Annotated in this window: 18 protein-coding genes; 2 read left to right on the plus strand and 16 right to left on the minus strand. The window is 59.0% G+C overall.

Translation table 11 applies throughout. The features are described 5' to 3' along the window. Nucleotides 1–28: 28 nt before the first annotated feature. Complete coding sequence (locus ELR57_RS04280; protein ID WP_126957590.1) at nucleotides 29–1855, minus strand: peptidoglycan D,D-transpeptidase FtsI family protein; 1827 nt, start codon at nucleotides 1853–1855, stop codon at nucleotides 29–31. 200 nt (nucleotides 1856–2055) lie between these two features. Between ELR57_RS04280 and ELR57_RS04285 the strand changes: the two genes are divergently transcribed. Next, nucleotides 2056–2976, plus strand: a complete 921-nt coding sequence (locus tag ELR57_RS04285) for a DMT family transporter (RefSeq protein WP_238162396.1) — start codon at nucleotides 2056–2058, stop codon at nucleotides 2974–2976. A 132-nt stretch (nucleotides 2977–3108) separates the two neighbouring features. Here ELR57_RS04285 and ELR57_RS04290 read toward each other — a convergent pair whose 3' ends face one another. The 14 genes from ELR57_RS04290 to cymR all read right to left on the minus strand — a co-directional run bounded on the left by ELR57_RS04290 (nucleotide 3109) and on the right by cymR (nucleotide 17849). Further along, nucleotides 3109–5244 (minus strand): methyl-accepting chemotaxis protein, encoded by a 2136-nt coding sequence (locus ELR57_RS04290; RefSeq protein ID WP_238162397.1) that lies wholly within the window; start codon nucleotides 5242–5244, stop codon nucleotides 3109–3111. A gap of 301 nt (nucleotides 5245–5545) precedes the next feature. Next, nucleotides 5546–6805, minus strand: a complete 1260-nt coding sequence (locus ELR57_RS04295) for a peptidase U32 family protein (protein ID WP_126957592.1) — start codon at nucleotides 6803–6805, stop codon at nucleotides 5546–5548. A gap of 45 nt (nucleotides 6806–6850) precedes the next feature. Next, nucleotides 6851–7774 (minus strand): peptidase U32 family protein, encoded by a 924-nt coding sequence (locus tag ELR57_RS04300; RefSeq protein ID WP_126957594.1) that lies wholly within the window; start codon nucleotides 7772–7774, stop codon nucleotides 6851–6853. Between the two features lie 103 nt (nucleotides 7775–7877). Further along, on the minus strand, nucleotides 7878–9332 hold the full coding sequence (mltG, locus tag ELR57_RS04305; protein WP_126957596.1) for an endolytic transglycosylase MltG: 1455 nt from the start codon (nucleotides 9330–9332) through the stop codon (nucleotides 7878–7880). A 135-nt stretch (nucleotides 9333–9467) separates the two neighbouring features. Next, on the minus strand, nucleotides 9468–9779 hold the full coding sequence (locus tag ELR57_RS04310) for a DUF1292 domain-containing protein (protein ID WP_126957598.1): 312 nt from the start codon (nucleotides 9777–9779) through the stop codon (nucleotides 9468–9470). 30 nt (nucleotides 9780–9809) lie between these two features. Next, nucleotides 9810–10112 (minus strand): DUF1292 domain-containing protein, encoded by a 303-nt coding sequence (locus ELR57_RS04315; protein WP_126957600.1) that lies wholly within the window; start codon nucleotides 10110–10112, stop codon nucleotides 9810–9812. Between the two features lie 7 nt (nucleotides 10113–10119). Continuing rightward, on the minus strand, nucleotides 10120–10536 hold the full coding sequence (ruvX, locus tag ELR57_RS04320; protein WP_126957602.1) for a Holliday junction resolvase RuvX: 417 nt from the start codon (nucleotides 10534–10536) through the stop codon (nucleotides 10120–10122). Continuing rightward, nucleotides 10536–10811, minus strand: a complete 276-nt coding sequence (locus tag ELR57_RS04325) for an IreB family regulatory phosphoprotein (protein WP_192896510.1) — start codon at nucleotides 10809–10811, stop codon at nucleotides 10536–10538. Before ELR57_RS04325 ends, ruvX begins: the two co-directional genes overlap by 1 nt. Nucleotides 10812–11174: 363 nt before the next feature. Continuing rightward, nucleotides 11175–13808 carry an alanine--tRNA ligase gene (gene alaS, locus ELR57_RS04330; protein WP_126957854.1) on the minus strand — a complete coding sequence of 878 codons (2634 nt, stop codon included), beginning with the start codon at nucleotides 13806–13808 and terminating at the stop codon, nucleotides 11175–11177. A gap of 396 nt (nucleotides 13809–14204) precedes the next feature. Continuing rightward, nucleotides 14205–15275, minus strand: coding sequence for an AI-2E family transporter (locus tag ELR57_RS04335; RefSeq protein WP_126957604.1), 1071 nt, complete (start codon nucleotides 15273–15275; stop codon nucleotides 14205–14207). A 167-nt stretch (nucleotides 15276–15442) separates the two neighbouring features. After that, nucleotides 15443–15655 carry a hypothetical protein gene (locus ELR57_RS04340; protein ID WP_126957606.1) on the minus strand — a complete coding sequence of 71 codons (213 nt, stop codon included), beginning with the start codon at nucleotides 15653–15655 and terminating at the stop codon, nucleotides 15443–15445. Between the two features lie 24 nt (nucleotides 15656–15679). After that, a complete protein-coding gene (locus ELR57_RS04345; RefSeq protein WP_238162398.1) occupies nucleotides 15680–16186 on the minus strand; it encodes a PRC-barrel domain-containing protein in 507 nt (168 codons plus the stop codon). A gap of 39 nt (nucleotides 16187–16225) precedes the next feature. Next, nucleotides 16226–17386, minus strand: coding sequence for a cysteine desulfurase family protein (locus tag ELR57_RS04350; RefSeq protein WP_126957610.1), 1161 nt, complete (start codon nucleotides 17384–17386; stop codon nucleotides 16226–16228). Nucleotides 17387–17429: 43 nt separating this feature from the next. Beyond that, on the minus strand, nucleotides 17430–17849 hold the full coding sequence (gene cymR / locus ELR57_RS04355) for a cysteine metabolism transcriptional regulator CymR (protein ID WP_126957612.1): 420 nt from the start codon (nucleotides 17847–17849) through the stop codon (nucleotides 17430–17432). Between the two features lie 289 nt (nucleotides 17850–18138). Here cymR and mnmA point away from each other — a divergent pair, with 289 nt between their 5' ends. Further along, nucleotides 18139–19275 carry a tRNA 2-thiouridine(34) synthase MnmA gene (gene mnmA, locus ELR57_RS04360; protein WP_126957614.1) on the plus strand — a complete coding sequence of 379 codons (1137 nt, stop codon included), beginning with the start codon at nucleotides 18139–18141 and terminating at the stop codon, nucleotides 19273–19275. 139 nt (nucleotides 19276–19414) lie between these two features. On the opposite strand, the gene ELR57_RS04365 is transcribed toward mnmA, so the two are convergent. Continuing rightward, nucleotides 19415–19612, minus strand: a complete 198-nt coding sequence (locus tag ELR57_RS04365; protein WP_126957616.1) for a cold shock domain-containing protein — start codon at nucleotides 19610–19612, stop codon at nucleotides 19415–19417. Nucleotides 19613–19696 lie beyond the last annotated feature (84 nt).

Consider the following 19696-nt stretch of genomic DNA (forward strand, 5'->3'; position numbering starts at 1 on the left):
CATAGCATAAGGGATGCCGACAAGTCGCTTAGACTTTGGAGGCATCCCTTTTGTCCTTCGGTTCGCGCAGCCGGTCCATGATCTCGCCGAACAGCTCGGAGGCGCGATTGCGCGCGCCCGCCGGCTGATTCTCGATCAGGACGGCGACCGCGTAGCGGGCCTTTCCCTCGGCGGGCCCATAGCCGACGAACCAATGATCGTTGTGCGAGGAGGCCGAGTCGCCCAGCTCGGCGGTCCCCGACTTCCCCGCCAGCGGCCATTCCTCGCCCGCGAGCGAGTGCTCGGCGGTGCCTTCCAGCACGACGGAGCGCATCGCATGCCGGAGTATCGAAGCCGTCTTCGCCTTGATCGTCCCGTAGGCGGACGGCGAGGCTTGCGTCGGAAGGGCCGCCAGCAGCCCCCCGTCCGCGTAGCGAAGCTCGCTTACGATCCGGGGAGCGAGCACCTGCCCTTCATGCAGCAGCGTGACGGCCAGGTTGGCGGCTTGCAGCGGGGTGATGCGCACGTCGCGCTGCCCAATGCCGGTTCCGGTGCGCACGCCCCCGTCCTTCCCCGCTTCAACATTCTTGAAGATGGTCCCCGCTTCTTCCTCGGGCAGCAGACGCAGCGCCCCTCCGTTCAGGAAGCTGTCGGCATGCCACCCGATCTGCCTGCCCAAGCCCAGCCGGTCGGCCGTCTTCTGCAGCATGGCCGGATGAAGACGCTCCGCGAGCGCTGCGAAGACGACATTGCACGACTCGGCATAAGCTTGCTCCAGCGTCAGCACGCCGTGCCCTTCTTCCCTCCAGCATTTGAGCCCATAGCGGCCGTAATGGCCCTGGCATCGGAAGCGCTCCGAGAGGTTCGTCACGCCCGCTTCCAGCGCCGCCGCCAGCGTTACCGTCTTGAACACCGAGCCCGGCGGAACGGCGATCAGCGCATGGTTCCGCTCGTCGCTTCCCTTCTCGCCGATCCTTGTCGGGTCGTAAGCGGGATAAGACAGCATGGCGAGCACGTCGGCGTTGCCGGCATCCAGCACGACGACCGCCCCTTGCCGAATCCCGTGCTTCTCCATGACCGCCTGCGCGGCTTGCTGTATGCGGGAATCGATCGTGGTCTTCACCTGCAGCGGATAATGCGGATTGTCCGGCGCCTGGACCCGCAGGCCGAGACCTTGAAGCGGCCTTCTCGCCGCGTCCGTCACCACGATCGCTTCCGTTCTGCCGACGCCCTGGATCCACCGATCAAGCGACAGCTCCAGCCCCGCTCCGCCGATCGAATCTCGCAGCCGCAGCTTGCGCTTGCTCAAGGCATCGCCGTAGAGCGCCTTCATCCTCTCCGGATTCTGCGACACGTAACCGATCGCATGGAGCGCCGACAGCGAGTCCGACGTCGGATAGCGGTTGCGGTAGGGCAGCACCATGACGCCGGTCAGCCTCAACTGCCCGGCTTCCTTCGCTTGAGCGTCCGTCAGCGCATAGGCGCGCTTGCCGTCCTTGCCGCGCCAGACGTCCGCGGCGCGGAGGCCGTTCAGCCACGCCTCCAGTTTCCCTTTATCCTGCTTGAGAATCGCCGCAAGCTTCCCAATCTCCTCTTCCGAGCCCCTCGGCATCCCGCCGGAGGGGAATGCCGCCAGCGCCCGGACCGTCTCCCCCGTCAGGAAGGCTCCGCCACGATCCAGGAACTGGGCCCGCCCCGTATCGAGCTCCAGGTTGTCCGCCCGCTGCAGCGCGGCGCTCCGCTCGAGCGCCGGCGCGGCCGGCTGTTCCCGGCCGGCGCGAAGTTGAATCCAAGCGAGACGCAGCTCCACCACGCAGAATGCAATGGAGATCGCCAGCAGAACATGAAGCAGCCGCACCGCAATCCGCCTATTCACGTTAGCCCTCTTTTCCGCAAGTCTGTTAATGGTCAGTATTTCCATATCCGGCTTCTCTTAGGCGATTGCTCGGGGTTAAACGCGCCAATAGATGCTTATTGCTAAATCCGTTTATCCACGGTAGAATTCTATAGGTTATTCCGCCGCCGCAACTAGACTCGTTCGACCGCAACACAGGAATACCAGGAAGGAAATTACCGTTGAAACCAGCCACACCCTCCGCGCCGCCTATCTCGCCTTGGATTCCGCTGCTGATCGGCATGATCGCCATCTCCTTCGCGCCCATCCTCGTCCGATACTCGGATGCCCCTGTCTCGGTGCAGGGAATGTACCGCATGCTGTTTACCGTCTTGATCATGCTGCCGTTCGGAGCGAAGCAGGGCAAAGCCTTGCGGGAGATCTCCCGCAAAGACTGGCTGCTGCTCATCCTGGCCGGCTTTTTCCTGGCGCTGCACTTTCTGCTCTGGATGGCTTCGCTGAACTATACCTCCATCGCCAGCTCGACGATCATTCTCTCTCTGGAGCCGGTTCTCGTCATGGTCGGCGCTTATTTTGTTTTCCGGGAGCGTTCCGCTAGGAGAGCGATGCTGGGCATGCTTCTGGCCATCATCGGCGTCGTCTTCGTCGGCTCCGGGGATTCCGGGGTATCCAGCGATGCTCTGCTCGGCGATCTGCTCTCGTTCCTCGGGACGCTGGCCATCGTCGTCAACATGCTTATCGCGAAGCGGCTCATGGCTCGAAACCCGTCTTATTTGTACAGCTTGATCGCCTTCGCGATCACGTTCCTGTTCTTCCTCGCCTATAATCTGGTCACGGACACGCCCATGCTGGACTATCCGGGCCGCGAATGGCTGCTGTTCGTGCTTCTGGCTATCGTTCCGACGGTGTTCGGGCATATGGTGTTCAACTGGCTGCTCCAATACGTGAAGACGACGACCATCTCGATGTCCGTGCTCGCCGAGCCGGTCGGCTCCTCGATCCTCGGAATCTTCCTCTTCAAGGAGTATCTCGGAACCGCCCAGCTGCTCGGCGGCTTCTGCGTCATCGTCGGGCTTGTTCTTTATATGCGTTCGGAGCAGAGCGCTTCGGCGTTGAAGGCGGAAGCGGCAGCTTCGGCATAACGGCTTCAAAGGAAAAGGCAAAGAAAAAGGGTGTCTCCTCGTCATCTTCGATGACGGTGGAGACACCCTTTCTGTTATGCGATTCGATATTTCGCGGGAACTAACTCCCTTATTCCGTCATCTCTTTACCCATTAAGCCACCGTGAACCGGGACAGCGATTCCTTAAGCTCCTTGGATACCTGCTCCAAGCGGTTCGAGAGCTGAACGAGACCTTCGCTCACGTTAAGCTGCTCGTTGCTAAGCGAAGCGACCTGCTCCGAGGTTGCCGAGGATTGCTGCGCCACGGCGCTCACGTTCGTCATGGCGAGCGACAGCGTCGTTTGAGACTCTTCCAGGTGGTTGATCGTCTCGGTGGCGGAATCCAGCTTCTCGACGAATCCGCTCATCTGGGACTGGACGTTGTGGAAGATCTGGTTCGCGTCGCGGACCGATTCGATCTGCGCCTGGAAGAGCGGGTACGCATCCGAGAGCACCGATACCGTCTCGTCGATCTCGCGCTGGATCGTCTGCACGACTTCTCCGACGACTCCGATGGAATGCCGGGACTGGTCGGCCAGCTTCCGGATCTCGTCGGCGACGACCATGAAGCCCTTGCCGGCCGCTCCCGCTCTCGCCGCTTCGATCGTCGCGTTGAGGGACAGGATGTTCGTCTGCTTCGTCAGGTTGCCCAGCACGTCCAGAATCTTGCGAATCGAGCCCGTGCTGTCCTTAAGCTTGTCGACCTTCTCGACCATGGAACGGGTCATTTCTTCGGTCTGGCTTGTCTTGTCCATTAGAGCCGACATATACTCCGTACCCTTGCGGCTTGCTTCTTCGACTTCCGCCGCGGAGCGGCCCATCTCGCTGTTCGCCTTGATGACGGATTGGACTCGCGCTCCGATCTGGCCGGTCATATCGCTTCCGCGCTCGGACTCGACCGCCAGGTTCGTCGCTCCCGAAGCGATCTCTTCGGTCGCGACCGCGATCTCCTTCGCGGAGCCGGCCGTCTTGTTCGAAGCGTCCGTCAGCGAAGCCGAGGTCGCCAGCACTTCCGCCGCGGATGACGTCGTCTGCACGACGAGGCCCGTGATCTGTTCCATCATCCGGTTGAAGCTGTCGGCCACCTGGCCGATCTCGTCCTTGCGCTTCAGGTCCGAGCGGACCGTCAGATTGCCGCGTTCCCCTTCGTTCATCAGGGTGCGAAGCTTGCCGAGCGGACGGCCGACCGACCAGACGATCAGCAAGCCGATCGCGACCGCGATCAAGCCGGATACGATACTCATGATGATCGTCAGCGTCCGGATGGCGCCTGCGGAGGCCACAAGCGTGCTCACCGGGATGTCCCCGACGATCTTCCAGTTGTTAACGGAACTGTCGGCGGCAACGGTCAGGTATTCCTTCTTGCCGATGCGGATTTTGTCCGAGCCTTTCTCTCCCGGGAGTTCGAACATATACGGCTGCCCGAGCTCGCTCTTGTCGGACGAATAGACGACGGTGCCGTCATCCGCGATAATATAAGCGTTGCTGTCTTGCCCGAATTTGACGGAATCGAGAATCTGCTTCATCGAGTTGAGGGAAATCTCCAGGACGAGCAAGTAAGGCTTCTTGCCGTTGCCGACGTTCAGCAAAGCCCGTCCGACGGCTATTGTCTCCGAAGTGAGGGATCCGGTAATCCCTTTGTTCATCGTCGGAACCCAGACCACCTTGCCGGAGGCTTCCAGCATCTTCTGCATGAAGGCGGGAGGGTTGTTCTTGACATCCGGAAGCCCGCCGGCAGAGGCGGCGCCGATGACATCCTGGTCCGCGCTCGTCGGGATCAGATAAATTCCCGTCAGCATGTTATCCGAGAGCAGGACGGAGGACAGCTTCTGGGAGATCGTCCTCTGGCTGTCGAACTTCTCGTAATCGTCCGTGGACGTGACGGCGTTGTTCAGCAACGAGAGAAACTCCGAGTCGGAGAGGAACTCCATCGTTTTGCGTTCGTAGCTGTTCAGCAGGAGGTCTACGCGCCCCGAGGTCTGAATCGCCGTCTCCAGGCTCGCCTCGGAGATCTTCGTCTGGATGACGGACTTGGACTTGTTGTACGAGAAGAGGCCAAGCGAGACCACGCAAAGCAAGATTCCGCAGAAAATAAGAATAAATAACTTCATTCCCACCGACCGAACGGGGTTGGAGAACTTCGTGTCTTTGATTTGTTCGTTCACGCGGCGAGCGAAACCGCTTACTTTTTGTGAATTGACATTCCTCTTCGCTGCGTTCATTCGATCTCGCCATGTTGTTTTCTTCATCTGTTGTAACCCCTCCGGCTCAAAATGACGAATAGACTGCAAATGCCGCTTCGGCGTCCTTGGACGTCAAAGAAGCTTTACGGAGACGATACAGACAAGGAAAAGCGATAACCTTATGTAATCCTGTACCGTTGCAAAAAAAAGACTTGTCAGATATTCCCTCTATAAAGATACAATCTTTGTCCCGATCTGACAACGATTAATCTTCTATTGGGAATTTCGACAAGTCCGATTCAATATCCTGTTAGGTTATTTCGGATTTTGTTATTTTAGAGAATCTTACGAAAGGGATTGGATTATTTTACAAAACGCGTTTGCGCATCAAATCCAAGCGTCTGACGGGCTGCTCCGTATGCAGCTTGATCGTCTGCAGCGGGTGGCGGGCCACCTCCAGCACATTGCCTTCTTCGTCCCTCAATTCGCCGAGCTTCTGCTTGAAGCTTCTTCCCCCCGGACCGAAGAACTCGATCTCCATTCCCGGACGGAACGGGCTTCTCTGCTGAATCGTCGCGATTCCCGTGCTTTCGTCGTAATCTAGCACGAGCGCCGCGAAATCATAAGGAGCCGGCTTCTCTTCCGGTTCGTAGATATGCTCCTCGGCCCCCGGAGTGGAATAGAAGAAGCCCGTGTTCAGCGGCCGGTTCGCCGCCTTGCCGATCTCCTCCGCCCAAGCGGGATCCAATACGTATTGCTCCGGATCGGCCATATAGCTGTCGATCGCTTGACGGTATGCGTTCACGACGGAAGCGACGTAATGGATGCTCTTCATGCGCCCTTCGATCTTGAAGCTGTCCACCCCGGCCTCGATCAGATCCGGAATGTGCTTGATCATGCACAAGTCCTTGCTTCCCATCGTGAACAGGTTGTTCCCCTCTTCCAGGACGGACTCTCCGCCTTCGTGCAAATCGTACTTCCAGCGGCACGACTGGCAGCAGCCTCCCCGGTTCGAATCCCGATCCGTGAAGTGATTGGACAGCACGCACCGTCCGGATACCGACGAGCACATCGCGCCATGGATAAACGCCTCGATCTCGATGTCGACCCGATCCTTCATCTCGCGGATCTCCGCAAGCGTCGCTTCGCGGGCCAGAACGACCCGCGGCAAGCCTTCTTCCTTCCAGAACTGGACAGCCTGCCAGTTCATCGTCGACTGCTGGGTGCTAAGGTGCACCTCCAGGCCCGGCGCCGCGCGCTGCGCCGTCTCGATGATGACGGGATCGGCCGCGATGATCGCCGAGATTCCGACCGATTCCAACTGGCGAAGGTATTCCTCGATACCTTCGAGATCTTCCTGATGCGCGTAGATGTTCGTCGCGACGAACACCTTCGCTCCATAGCGGGACGCGAACTCGACGCCCTCGCGCATCTCCTCCAAGCTGAAGTTGCCCGCATTCGAGCGAAGCCCATACTTCTGGCCGCCGATATAAACGGCATCCGCTCCGTAATGAACGGCGATCTTCAGCTTCTCCAGGCTTCCTGCCGGCGCAAGCAGCTCGGGCTTGTCCAGCCGGTATCTCCTGCCCGCTCCGCCCGTCGCCTTCTTCTCCAGCCCAACGCTCATTCCATTCGCTCCTCCTTTGCTTACTTAACCTCTTGCCGTTAACCGTTAATAGACCTGTTCCTTGTATAAGAAGCCGAAGCTCAGCTCGCGGTCCGACGGCTGCTGGTCCTGCAGCGCCTCCAGCCATTCCTCGCGGCACTCGTATCCTTCCGGATCCTGCTCCCAAGCTTCGATCGCCTGGCGATACGTCTTGATGGCCGTCAAGTTGTAATCTTCCGGCTTTAGCAGCGTCTCGATGTAGAAGCTGTCCACTCCCGCGTTCAACAGCTCCGCCAGCGGCTCCAGCAAGGCGATATCGTCCGCGCTCATGACATGGGTGCCGTTGCCGTCCTCATACACCGGCAGCTTCTCGTCCGGGCGCTCCGCCTCGACCAGATACCGGCCTTGGTCGGGACCTTGCTCGATACGCGCTTCTCTTCCCAGATGGTCCATATAGCTCTGCAGCAGATTGCGCTGCGAATGATAGATGTTCGTCATGCCGTGAACCTGCACTTGGATCTCCATCTCGGACTTGCCCTTAAGGTCCAGGATCTCCTCTTCGTTCAGCTCCCTGGCCAGCACGGACCGAACGGCTCCCCTCCGGCCCCAATAGGCGGAAGAAGCCGAATTCGTCCCGGTCATCTCCGCGTTCCAATGCAAGACAAGCTCCGGAGCCGCCTCCCTTACGTTCAACAGCACGGCGGGATCGCTGAAGACGACCGCGTCCGCCTTCGCTTCCGCAAGCGTCTTCAGGTAGCCTGGCAGAGCAGGGAGCTCCTCGTTGCGAAACAGCTTATTGACGGAGACGTATGCCTTGGCGCCAAGACGATGCGCGAAGGCGATCGCTTCGGCGATCTCCTCCTCCCGAATGTCCCCGGGGAGTCTCATGCCGAAGCGGGCTTCGCCGATCAGCACGGCATTCGCTCCCGCTTCGATATATCGTTCCATCTGCCCGATCGAGCCGGCTGCGACAAGCAATTCCTTTCTCATAGCGGTTATCGTCCACCTCCGTTAATCATGACGACCCGGCGACCGCTCCTGACGACTCCTGCTGGAGGTAGGATCACGTTCGCCGGGCCGCTGGCAGCGAGTCTTATTTCTTCGCGTTCTGCTCGCTGGCTTGAATGTTCTTCTGATGCTGTTTATAGGTGACGGCGAACAGATGCTGATTCGTGCCGTCCTTCTTCGTTACGTAATACAAGTAATCCGTATCGGCCGGGTAAAGCACCGCTTGGATCGACTTGACGCTCGGGCTCGCGATCGGGCCCGGCGGCAAGCCCGGATTGAGATAGGTATTATAAGGACTCTTGACCTTCAGATCGTCCGTGGTCAGCTTCTCCTTCTGCTTATCCAGCAAATACTGGATCGTCGCATCGATCTGGAGAGGCATCTTCTTGTCGAGACGATTCTTGATGACGCTGGCGACGATCGGTCTCTCCTCGTCGATGACGACCTCGCGTTCGACGAGCGACGCCATCGTCAGCAGCTGGTGAACCGTCAGGCCGCGCTCTTCCATCACCGACTGCCAATCCTCCGGCAGGCTGTCGAGCTTGCGGTCCAGCTCCGATGCCATGCGGTTGATGATATCCGCTGCCGTCGAGCCTTTCTTCATCTCGTAGGTCTCCGGGAACAGATAGCCTTCCAGCGGATAACGAAGGTCCGCATCGTTCGGAATCTGCTTGATGTACGTGGAGCCGGTAATCGCCTTCGGGTTCTTCAGCGCGTCGAGGAAAGCCTGCTTGTCCACGTAACCGTCCTTGGAGAGCCGATCCGCGATTTGCACGACGGTGAAGCCTTCCGGAATGGTGAACTTGATCGCGGCGGCCGCGACCGCGTCGCCCGAGTTGAGCTTCGCGACGATCTGCTCGCGAGTCATGCCTGGAGTCATGTCGTATTCCCCGGCTTGGAAGCGTGAGCCCTCGTTCTTATATTTAAGCCAAATGCTAAACAAGAATGAGTTCTTGATGAGGCCTTGATCCTTCAGTTCTTCGGACACTTCGCTCGCTCTCATCCCCTTCGCGATCGTCACCCGAACGGGCGTGTCGGAAGCGGACGGCGTGCGCAATCCGTTCCACAGGTAGAACAGGACGGAAGCTCCCGCGATCAGGACAAGGCCGAGCGCGATAAAGAACGACCACAAGAGCGGCCGCGGCTTTTTGCGCCTTCTTTGTCCTCCGGATTCCGGAGGAGCCTTCTTCCCCTTCTGCCCGTTCTCCCCGGTCTCCTCGCTATCCGCCGAATCGGACACGGAAGCGGCAGCCTTCGGCTTCCTCCCGCGCCCTTCCTCCTCCGCTGCGGACAAGAATTCCCGCGGGTAACCGACATCCGGGCGATTCGTCTCCGTTCCCGGAGAAGGAACCGATCGCTTCTCGAAGCTCCCCGTCGGGGACTCCTCGACCCTCGCGGTCTCCCGAAGAAGCTCGTTCGCCCGGTCGAGCCCGCCTCGAATCGGCTTCGTGTCCTCCGCATCGGGTTCCTTGTTATCCTGACGTTGGTCAGAGTAGACCGATCTCCAGCCTTCCGGAGCTCCGTCGTGCTCTTTGCTCATTCCCTTCCCTCCTGCCGCCTCTGTCGCGAAAAAGAGCGGTTGCCCGCTCTTCTTCTAACCTGTCGTGCATGCGCCCGGTGCTCGGGCATTCGGCTTGTCCGGCCCTAAGGCGGCGATCCCCTTGGAATCGCCGGCTTAAGGGCGGTCGTCGCTGCCGAATTGAAGATCGTCGTACGCTTCGGAGACGTTCTCCCATTCCTCGTCGTCCTCGACGGACTCCAATTGAGGCGCGTTATCGCTTCCATGAACGATACGGAGAATCTCGATGTCCCCGTCCTTGCGCATCGCTTCGGACTGAAGAACGGCGTAGCTTCGCCCTTCCAGGGCAAGCTCGGCCAGCAGCGTCCATTCGACGGACGCCCCATCCTCGCCTTCGAGTTCGATCTTGTTGCCGTAAATCTCCTTCAGCGAAGGTCCTCCTCCGCTCGGCGTCTTGGCCTCGCTCATTCCTTGACCTCCATCCGATCCCGCGTTCGCTTATCGGTCGTCTTCATCGCCGAATTCGGCCGTCAGCGTGTTGAACGTCTCTTCCACCATGTCCCATTCCTCTTGATCCTCGATCGGGAACAGCTGGATCTCGTCGTTCTCTTCCTCGTAGCGGAAAGCCAGAACTTCCTGCTCTTCGTCCTCGTCGTCTGCCGGAACGATCATCATGTACTTGCGGTTGGTGCCGTCATCCGGCTCGAACTTCATGATAACCTCGAACGCTTCGTCATTGCCGTCCTCGTCCGGGATATAGATAATTTCCGCTTCTTCCTCGCGGTTGTATTCGTCTGCCATTCGAAGCTCACCTCGTCTTGGAATCTAAATAATTCTGCAGCAGGATCGCCGCAGCCATCTTGTCGACGACCAGCTTGCGCTTGGCGCGGCTCACGTCCGCTTCCAACAGCGTTCGCGTGGCGGCGACGGTCGTCAGCCGCTCATCCCACATCACGACAGGGATGCCCAGCGTCTGACGCAGTTCCTCCGCGAAGGCCTGGCATATCTCCCCGCGGGGGCCTATCGTTCCGTTCATGTTCTTGGGCAAGCCGACGACGATCGTGTCGACCTCGTTCTCGCTTGCCAGATGGCGAATCCGGGCGATCTCGTCGCCTTCTTTCTTCCTGTCGATAACCTCGACGCCTTGGGCCGTCCATCCGAAGGCGTCGCTGACGGCAACCCCGATCCGCCTGTCCCCGTAATCCAATCCCATGATTCTCGGCATCAGCGGTGTTGCTCCAGGTAGAAACGAACCAGCTCTTCGATCAGCTCGTCTCTCTCTTTTTTCCGAATCAGGCTGCGTGCGTTGTTATGGCGGGGAATGTATGCCGGATCACCGGAGAGAAGATAGCCTACGATCTGGTTGATGGGATGGTACTCCTTCTCCACCAACGCGTCGTACACAGACAGAAAGATATCTTTGGAGGACACCTCTTCCGGGTCGGGAACGACGTCGAATTTCACCGTCTTATCCATATAATTCTTGTCCGATGAGCTCATCTCCAGCACCTCGCTTTCTCGATACAATCCATCATAACACATTCTCCGACGGACAGGAAATGGAAGCGCGAAAGCGGCCTGACCGATCCCAAAGCAGTACCCTCATAAATTGTTGAAAAAACGCGCAGCAAGGAGCAACGAAGGCGGAACGCAGCTGGAACGAGTATGCGCAGTCGATCGAGGCAAGTCAAGTCCTTCCCTCGCTAGCGTCTCATTGCCCACGGGACACAAGAGCCAGTGTTACTTCGATTTTCGAAGTAGCTTTGTACCCGGTGCCCCTCTGGAGCCGCTGTTACTTCGATTTTCTAAGTAACGCAATCGCCTCCGGCGTCCAAGGACGCCGAAGGCGATTCGCAACCATTCTTAGCCGTTCAATTGGCCGAGCACGAGCGAAGGCGCCGCTTCCAGCGCTTCTCCCAGCTTGGACGGGTCTTTGCCGCCCGCTTGAGCGAGCTCCGGCTTGCCTCCGCCTCCGCCGCCGCAGATCGCCGCGAGCTCCTTGATCAGCTTGCCCGCATGCAGGCCCTTGGACAGCAGATCGGGCGTCACGGCAACGACAAGCTGAACCTTGTCGCCGTCGACCGCGCCGAGCGCGAGCACCGCGGAGCCCAGCTTCGCCTTCAGCTCGTCGGCTACGCCGCGAAGCGCGTCCATGCCGGACGCGTTCACTTGCGCCGCCAGCAGCTTGACGCCGCCGACATCCTTCGCGGAGCCGGCCAGGTCGGCCGCTTCCAGGCGGCTCAGCTTGCCTTGCAGCGACTCGGCGTCGCGCTGCGCTTGGCGCAGCTCGCCTTGGAGCGATTCGACGCGCTTCGGCACGTCGGCGACGGTGCTCTTCAGCAGGGAAGCCGCGGAACGCAGCAGGCCCAGCTGGTCATCGAGATAAGCGTACGCATGGCGGCCGGTTACCGCTTCGATCCGGCGCACGCCGGAGCCGATGCCTCCTTCGCTTACGAGCTTGAACAGGCCGATCTGCGCGGTGTTCCGCACATGGCAGCCGCCGCACAGCTCCAGGCTGTAGTCGCCGACGCGCACGACGCGAACGATGTCGCCGTACTTCTCGCCGAACAGCGCCATCGCGCCCATCGCCTTCGCTTCCGCGATCGGCTTCAGGCTGATGTCCACGTCCGTTCCGAGCCAGATCTGCTCGTTGACGCGGCGCTCGATGTCGGCCAGCTCCTCCTGCGTAATGGAACCGAAATGAGAGAAGTCGAAGCGCAGGCGGTCCGGCTCGACGAGCGAACCCGCTTGGTTGACGTGCCCGCCGAGCACTTCCTTGAGCGCCTTGTGCAGCAAGTGGGTCGCCGTATGGTTTCGAATGATGTCTCCGCGGTCCGCCGCGTTGACGGTTGCCGTCACGACGTCGCCGACCTTCAGCGCGCCGGCCGTTACCGTCACGTGATGAACCGGCTGGCCGAGCGGAGCCTTGCTCATGCCGTTCACGGCGACAGTCGTGCCGCCTGCGCCGACGAGGACGCCGGTGTCGCTCACCTGGCCGCCGCTCTCGGAGTAGAACGGCGTGCGGTCCAGAACGACGGCGACGGTCTCGTCCGTGCCTGCCGCATCCACGAATTGCTCGCCCGATACGATCGCGACGACGCGAGCTTCCGCGGTCAGGCTGTCATAGCCGATGAATTCGCTCTTCTCGCTCAGCTCGGAGAGAGCGCCCCCTTGCACCTTCATGCTGTCCGTCTCCTGACGGGCGGCGCGGGCGCGTTCGCGCTGCTCTTCCATCGAAGCGTCGAAGCCTTCGCGGTCGACCGTCATGCCCTGTTCGGCCGCATAATCCTCCGTCAGATCGAACGGGAAGCCGTACGTGTCGTACAGCTTGAACGCGTCCGGGCCGGAGATCCGGTTGACGCCTTCCGCTCTTGCCTTGCCTACGAGATCGGCGAGAATCGTGAGACCGTCGCTCAGCGTCTCATGGAACCGCTCTTCTTCGGTGCGGATAACCTTCTCGATGAATTCGCGTTTCTCGACGACTTCCGGGTAGTACGTGCCCATGATGTCGCCGACCGTCGGGGTCAGCTCCCACAGGAACGGACGGTCGATGCCGATGACCTTGCCGTAACGAACGGCGCGGCGCAGCAGGCGGCGAATAATGTAGCCGCGGCCTTCGTTCGAAGGCAGAACGCCGTCGCCTACGGCGAACGCCACCGTGCGGATATGGTCGGCGATGACCTTTAGCGCCACGTCGTGCTCGGCGTTGTCCTTGTAGTTGATGCCGGCGATGCGGGCCGCATGGCCGATGATCGGCTGGAACAGGTCCGTGTCGAAGTTCGAATCGACGTCCTGGACGATCGACGCGAAGCGCTCCAGGCCGGCGCCGGTATCGATGTTCTTGTTCGGCAGCGGCGTGTAGCTGCCGTCCTTGTTATGGTTGAACTGCGAGAACACGAGGTTCCAAACTTCGAGGAAGCGCTCGTTCTCGCCGCCCGGCGTGCACTCGGGATCGGACAGATCGCCGTACTTGTCGCCGCGGTCGTAGAAGATCTCGGTGCAAGGGCCGCATGGGCCTTCGCCGATATCCCAGAAGTTGTCCTCCAGCTTCACGATGCGCTCGGCCGGAAGGCCGATCTTCTCGTTCCAGAAGCGGAAAGCTTCCTCGTCCTCCGGATACACCGTGACGGACAGACGATCCGGATCGAAGCCGATCCATTCCGGTCCGGTCAGGAACTCCCAAGCCCAGGTGATCGCTTCTTCCTTGAAGTAGTCGCCGATCGAGAAGTTGCCCAGCATCTCGAAGAACGTGTGGTGGCGGCGAGTCTTGCCCACGTTCTCGATGTCGTTCGTGCGGATGCACTTCTGCGAGTTGGTGATGCGCGGGTTCTCCGGCTTCACGCGCCCGTCGAAGTATGGCTTCAGCGGAGCCATGCCGGCATTGATCCACAGAAGGGACGGGTCATTGTGCGGCACGAGCGACGCGCTCGGCTCTACGTGATGTTGCTTGCTGGCAAAAAACTGAAGCCATTTCTCGCGGATTTCCGCGGCCTTCATCGGTTTCATTCGAGATAACCTCCACCTTATATCGGATAGAAAATAAAAAACGCCCCTGAAAATCAGGGACGAATCATTCGCGGTACCACCCTGGTTATTGCGCGCGTGCTATCGGCGCAATCGCCTTAGAAGGGCGTTAACGGGCCCACCCGTCGTTGTATCGAGCTCCAAGACCGGCTTCCCTCGTCCTTCGCAAGGAAGATTCTTGCAGCCACGTTTTTTCCCGGCCAGGATGGCCTCCAACGAAAAACCAAGGGAAAATAACGCCGAATCTTCTCTCTGTCTTGCGGTCTACGACGTACTCTTGTCTTGTCTTAGCTTTGGTCCTATAAACAAATCTGAATTGATTATAGACAAGCGGTTTCCCTAAAGTCAAACGTTTTTCTCCCATCCGGGTCAAACGGTTCTTCGCCTTACGTAATAAGCGAACAGATGCTGCACGATCACCTTCATCGCCGCATAGAACGGAACCGCCAGAATGAGGCCGACCACCCCCGCGAGCTCCCCGCCGACCAGCAGGACGAAAATAATCGTCAGCGGGTGCACGTGCATCGACCGGCCGACCACCTGCGGGCTGATGATGTTGCTCTCCACGAATTGGCACGCCGTATTCACGACCGCCGCAAGCAGCGCCATTTTCCAAGAGATCGTCAGAGCCATCAGGACCGCGGGCAAAGCGCCGAAGAACGGGCCCAGGTACGGAATGATATCGAACAGCGCCACGAAAAAAGCCATCAGAAGCGGATACGGCATCCCGATGAGCAGGTAGCCGACGTAAGCCAGAATCGCGATGCACACCGATACGAGCAGCTGACCGCGAATATAGCTTCCCAGCGCTTCGTCGATCTCCTTCAGCAAGCGGGACATCCCCTGCCGCTTCTCGCGAGGCACGTACTTGAAGACCGTCCGCTCGATCACCTGCATGTCCTTGAGAATGTAGAAAGCGAGGAAGGGAACGATCATCAGGATAAAAAAGACGTTGACCACCGCTCCGATATTGTTCGCGAAAGAGGCCGTCCGTTCGGAGATCCGCTTCTCTACGCCGGCAACCGCGCGGTTAATGCCGCTCCTGACGCTCTCGGGGAACGATTCGTTGTTGTTCAAGTGATCCATCATGCTCTGAGCCTTCATGGTGAGCTCGGGCACGTGCTCGTTCAGCTCTTGAACCTGGCTGGCGAACATCGGCGTTACGTTGACGAAGACGACCGTGACGGAACAGACGAATACCGTGTAGATGAGCAGCACCGCCGCCGTTCTCGGGACCTTGCGCCCGTGCAGAAGGCCGACGACCGGATTGAGCACGTAGGCAATGATCATGGCGATGAGGAACGGAGCGAGCACGGCTTTGAGAAAATCGTAAAGATGGACGAGCAGCGGACGGACGAGAATGAGCAGATAGAGTGCGACAAGCGCCAGGATGACGCAGACCAGCGCCGCGAACAGCCGGCTTTGGGCTAACCGGTTCAACAGTGTCCCCCCGAATCGTTCGGCCTCCGGCCTTTTTGCTATTCAGTATGGGTACTTGTTCCGGACCGTAAACCTGAGCAACGCGAAAAACGGGGACGAATAGCCGCGTATCGGCCTCGCCCCCGTTCTTGTTGCCCTGCTATTCCATGCTCGATCCCATTCAAGGATCAGGCTTGCAATCCGTTCGCTTGCACCTGGCTTGGGATGGACTCGCTGAAGAACAAGTCGTCAAGCGAGCTCAAGGTTCCGTCTTCTTCCACTTGGAAGACCGACATTTTATCTCCGTTCACCGTCAATTCAATAAAACAGCTCCAGCAATAGAACTGGTGCGAACCAATCTTGCCGATATCCTTGGAGTTGCAGTTCGGGCATCTCATCATCGATTATCACCTAATCTTTCCGTATTAGGGATCCCTCTCCAGGATCCGCTCACACGAAGCGGGAACCAGGATGGCGTCTTCGCCCAGAGTAACGCCCTCGGGTCCGTTCGGCAAAAGCAGCTTTCGCCGACCCTCGAACACATCCGCGAGAAATCCGTCCGTCAATTCGTAACCTATTATTTGTGTACCCTCAGTCTTGCGAAAATAAACATCCGACACGCGGCCGAGCTCTTGTCCATCATCCGTGTAAACGGGCAACTCTTTGAGTTGGACCACGCCGGTATGGAAGGAACGCAGCAGTTCTTTTGCTCTTATGGTTATAATCGCTTGCCGGCTGCGGATGAAGACGGCGTCTTCGCCGCATCTTGTCACGTCCGGCCAATTCACGATTCTTACGGCTCGTCTGAACCAAACCTGAGAGTCAAGTACGATGCAGGAGAGCTGCCAGAACTCGTCGAAACCGACATCCCGAATGCGCCCGGCTTTCTTGCCGTCAGCCAGAAACACGGGCAATCCGATCAGTTGTTGCACGTTTCTTATTGGAAGTCACCCCGCCTAACGAGGCGCCTGTTATCTTTTACGCAAACGCTTCGTAATGGTTGCAATGATTTTTGCGGTTTTTTCCGCTTCCGCACTATTATTGCCCATTCCAAAGCTAAATCGGATCGCCGATTGAGAAAAATGAGTCTCAAGACCCATGGCAAGCAGCACGTGCGAAGGCTGTAGGGAGCCGGCCGTGCAAGCCGAACCGGCAGATGCCGCCACCCCCGCCAGATCGAGGTTCATCAGCATCGTCTCGTTCGAGATTCCGGGGAAGCTCAAGTTGACGATATGAGGCAATCTTGCCCCCTCTTCCGTCGCGCCGTTGATCCGGAAGGAGTCCGCGCCCAGCTCTTCCTCCAGAGCGGAGAGAAGCTTCGACCGGATTCGCTCCAGTTCCCGCCCTCGTTCTTCCAGATCGGCATATGCGAGCTCGGCCGCCTTAGCGAATGCCGCGATGCCGGCGACGTTCTCCGTTCCCGCGCGGCGGCTCTTCTCCTGGGAGCCCCCGACGGCGGTCGGTTCGAACGGGGTGCCTCTGCGAACGTACAGGACTCCCACTCCCTGCGGCCCTCCGATCTTGTGGGCGGACAAGCTGAGGAGATCGATCGGCAGCTCTTGCAGGAAGAGGCGTTCGTGACCGAACGCTTGAACGGCATCGACGTGCATGACGGCTCCGCGCTCCCTCGCCAATCGGCCGATCTCTTCGATCGGCTGCAGCGTACCGACTTCGTTGTTGCCGTACATGACGCTGACGACGGCGGTGTCGGGACCGATCGCTTCTTCCGCGGCGGACAGCAGCACTCGCCCAGTGCCGTCGACGGGCAGAACCGTAAGCTTGAAGCCTTCGGCCTCAAGCTTGCTGCATGCGTTCAACACGGCGTGGTGCTCGATGGCGGACGTCACGATGCGGTCTCTCCCGGTGCGCTGGCGCTGGGCGTGAGCCGCTCCGTACAGGGCGGCGTTGTCGCTCTCCGTGCCGCCGCCGGTGAAGACGAGCTCTCCGGGATCGCAGCCCAGAAGGCGGGCGATCGAATCCCGCGAAGCGGTGAGCGCCGCTCTGGCCGCGCGCCCTTCGGCGTGCAGGCTCGAGGGATTGCGAGGTCCCTTCGCGGCCTCTTCCGCATAAGCCTTGATCGCTTCCGGATGCATCGGAGTCGTCGCGGCGTGATCGAAATAGATCATCGGCATCTTGCTTCTCTTCTTTCTTCTTGCAGCCTTCTAGGAGGATGACTTAGATGTAGAACATATAGCTGTCTTGAGTCTCTTCTTCCTTGTAGTTGATGAGATCGAACAGCGTCGTGGAATCCATGACGTTCGCGATGCTGTCGCGAATGCGCAGCCACAGGTCGCGCTTCGCCGGATCGTCTTCTTCCGTGAAGTCGACCGGGCTGATCGGCCCTTCCAGAATGCGGATGACATCGCCCGCGGTAATGCCTTCCGGCTCCTTGGACAGGATGTAGCCGCCGTAGGCTCCGCGAATGCTCTTCACCAAGCCGGCGTTGCGCAAAGGCGCGATCAATTGCTCCAGATAGTGTTCGGAGAGTCCGTTCTTCTCCGCGATGCTCTTCAGGGAGATGGGACCCTCGCCGAATTTGGCCGCAAGCTCCATCATGATCGTCAAGCCGTAACGGCCCTTCGTCGAAATTTTCATACCTCGCACCTCTTCTCGTCAACTGCGAATCGAAAGTTTAACGTGTTTATCTACGCTTATGCGGAATCATTCATCGGATGTAAGAAATGGGGGAGTATCCCCATATCAGATATATGTTATCATAACATTAAGCATTGTGGGCAGAAAAAGACAATGTATTCATGTCAATTGCATTACAAAACGGTTACTCGCCCCTCTCCGGATGAGAATAAAGCCGGATTATGCTACAATGTAGCTTGCCCGAGGGGAGCATTCCCGGGTTTTATGGCTCAAGGAGATGATCTTGCAGATGGATAATCGTTTCGCCGATCCCGCTTCGACTCGCGTCGTCGTCGGCATGTCGGGCGGCGTTGACTCCTCCGTGACGGCGCTCCTGCTGAAGCAGCAGGGCTTCGACGTCATCGGCGTATTTATGAAGAATTGGGACGATACCGACGAATTCGGCGTATGCACCGCCGACCAGGACGCCGAAGACGTCCGGCGCGTGTGCGACCAGATCGGAATCCCTTATTATACGGTTAATTTCGAGAACGAGTATTACGACAAAGTATTCGAATACTTCCTCGAGGAATACAGGCGCGGAAGAACGCCGAATCCCGATGTCATGTGCAACCGGGAGATCAAGTTCGGCGAATTCCTGCAGAAGGCGATGGATCTCGGGGCCGACGTGATCGCGACCGGCCATTACGCGCGCGTCGAGCTTGCGGACGGGGAATACCGCCTGCTGCGAGGAGTCGACGGCAATAAGGATCAGACTTACTTCCTTCATGCGCTCGACCAGTCCCAGCTGTCCAAGGCGATGTTCCCGATCGGCCATCTGCCGAAGCCAGAGGTTCGCCGCATCGCGGAGGAAGCCGGTCTCTACACCGCCAAGAAGAAGGACAGCACCGGAATCTGCTTCATCGGCGAGCGGAACTTCAAGGAGTTCCTCGGCAATTACCTGCCGGCCAAGTCCGGCAGCATGGTCGACATCCGCACCGGCGAGGTCAAAGGCAAGCACGACGGCCTCATGTATTACACCCTCGGCCAACGCCAAGGCCTCGGCATCGGCGGTTCCGGCACGGGCGAGCCTTGGTTCGTCGCCGACAAGGACCTGGAGAACAACATCCTCTACGTGGTGCAAGGCGACGCGCATCCGAGCCTCTATTCGGAAGGGCTGACGGCCGGCTCCGTCAACTGGATCGGAACCGACAAGCCTGCCCCCGGCCAGCCGGTCCGCTGCGCCGCGAAATTCCGCTACCGCCAGCCCGATCAAGGGGTGACGCTGATTCCCGAAGCGGACCGAACCACCTATAAGGTCGTGTTCGACGTCCCTCAGAAGGCCATCACCCCCGGGCAAGCCGTCGTCTTCTACGACGGGGACGCGTGCTTGGGGGGCGGCACGATCGAAGCGGTTCACCGCGCCGCCGCACCCGCAACGTCCTGATCTCGCCGAATCGCCCCGCTGCCTGATTGCAGCGGGGCGATTCCGCAGAGAAAGAGCGCAACGAAGAACCTCCGGCGGATGCCGGAGGTCTTGTGGCGCTCTTTCGTGATATGCGATAAGTCTTCGCTTAAAGCGAGACTTACAGTTTCACCACGTTCGATGCTTGCGGTCCACGGTTGCCTTGCGTGATTTCGAACTCAACCGCTTGACCCTCTTCCAAGGTCTTGAAGCCTTCGCCTTGGATGGCAGAGAAGTGAACGAATACGTCGTTGCCGTTGTCTACGGAGATGAAGCCGTAGCCTTTCTCTGCGTTAAACCACTTAACTGTTCCTCTCAAATGAAAAACCTCCTAAAATCTCGCCGTCGGTCGGCGAATGACATTATTATAACTGATTCATTGTCAAGACGCAATATGTGAACG

The sequence above is a fragment of the Cohnella sp. AR92 genome (genome assembly GCF_003990975.1).
GTDB lineage: Bacteria > Bacillota > Bacilli > Paenibacillales > Paenibacillaceae > Cohnella.

Excerpts from the sequence above, each read along its gene's own strand:
- ELR57_RS04290 (WP_238162397.1), bottom strand. The coding sequence starts at position 5,244 with ATGAAGAAAACAACATGGCGAGATCGAATGAACGCAGCGAAGAGGAAT.
- ELR57_RS04295 (WP_126957592.1), bottom strand. The coding sequence starts at position 6,805 with ATGAGCGTTGGGCTGGAGAAGAAGGCGACGGGCGGAGCGGGCAGGAGA.
- ELR57_RS04300 (WP_126957594.1), bottom strand. The coding sequence starts at position 7,774 with ATGAGAAAGGAATTGCTTGTCGCAGCCGGCTCGATCGGGCAGATGGAA.
- mltG (WP_126957596.1), bottom strand. The coding sequence starts at position 9,332 with ATGAGCAAAGAGCACGACGGAGCTCCGGAAGGCTGGAGATCGGTCTAC.
- ELR57_RS04310 (WP_126957598.1), bottom strand. The coding sequence starts at position 9,779 with ATGAGCGAGGCCAAGACGCCGAGCGGAGGAGGACCTTCGCTGAAGGAG.
- ELR57_RS04315 (WP_126957600.1), bottom strand. The coding sequence starts at position 10,112 with ATGGCAGACGAATACAACCGCGAGGAAGAAGCGGAAATTATCTATATC.
- ruvX (WP_126957602.1), bottom strand. The coding sequence starts at position 10,536 with ATGCCGAGAATCATGGGATTGGATTACGGGGACAGGCGGATCGGGGTT.
- ELR57_RS04325 (WP_192896510.1), bottom strand. The coding sequence starts at position 10,811 with ATGAGCTCATCGGACAAGAATTATATGGATAAGACGGTGAAATTCGAC.
- alaS (WP_126957854.1), bottom strand. The coding sequence starts at position 13,808 with ATGAAGGCCGCGGAAATCCGCGAGAAATGGCTTCAGTTTTTTGCCAGC.
- ELR57_RS04340 (WP_126957606.1), bottom strand. The coding sequence starts at position 15,655 with ATGATGAGATGCCCGAACTGCAACTCCAAGGATATCGGCAAGATTGGT.
- ELR57_RS04350 (WP_126957610.1), bottom strand. The coding sequence starts at position 17,386 with ATGCCGATGATCTATTTCGATCACGCCGCGACGACTCCGATGCATCCG.
- cymR (WP_126957612.1), bottom strand. The coding sequence starts at position 17,849 with ATGAAAATTTCGACGAAGGGCCGTTACGGCTTGACGATCATGATGGAG.
- mnmA (WP_126957614.1), top strand. The coding sequence starts at position 18,139 with ATGGATAATCGTTTCGCCGATCCCGCTTCGACTCGCGTCGTCGTCGGC.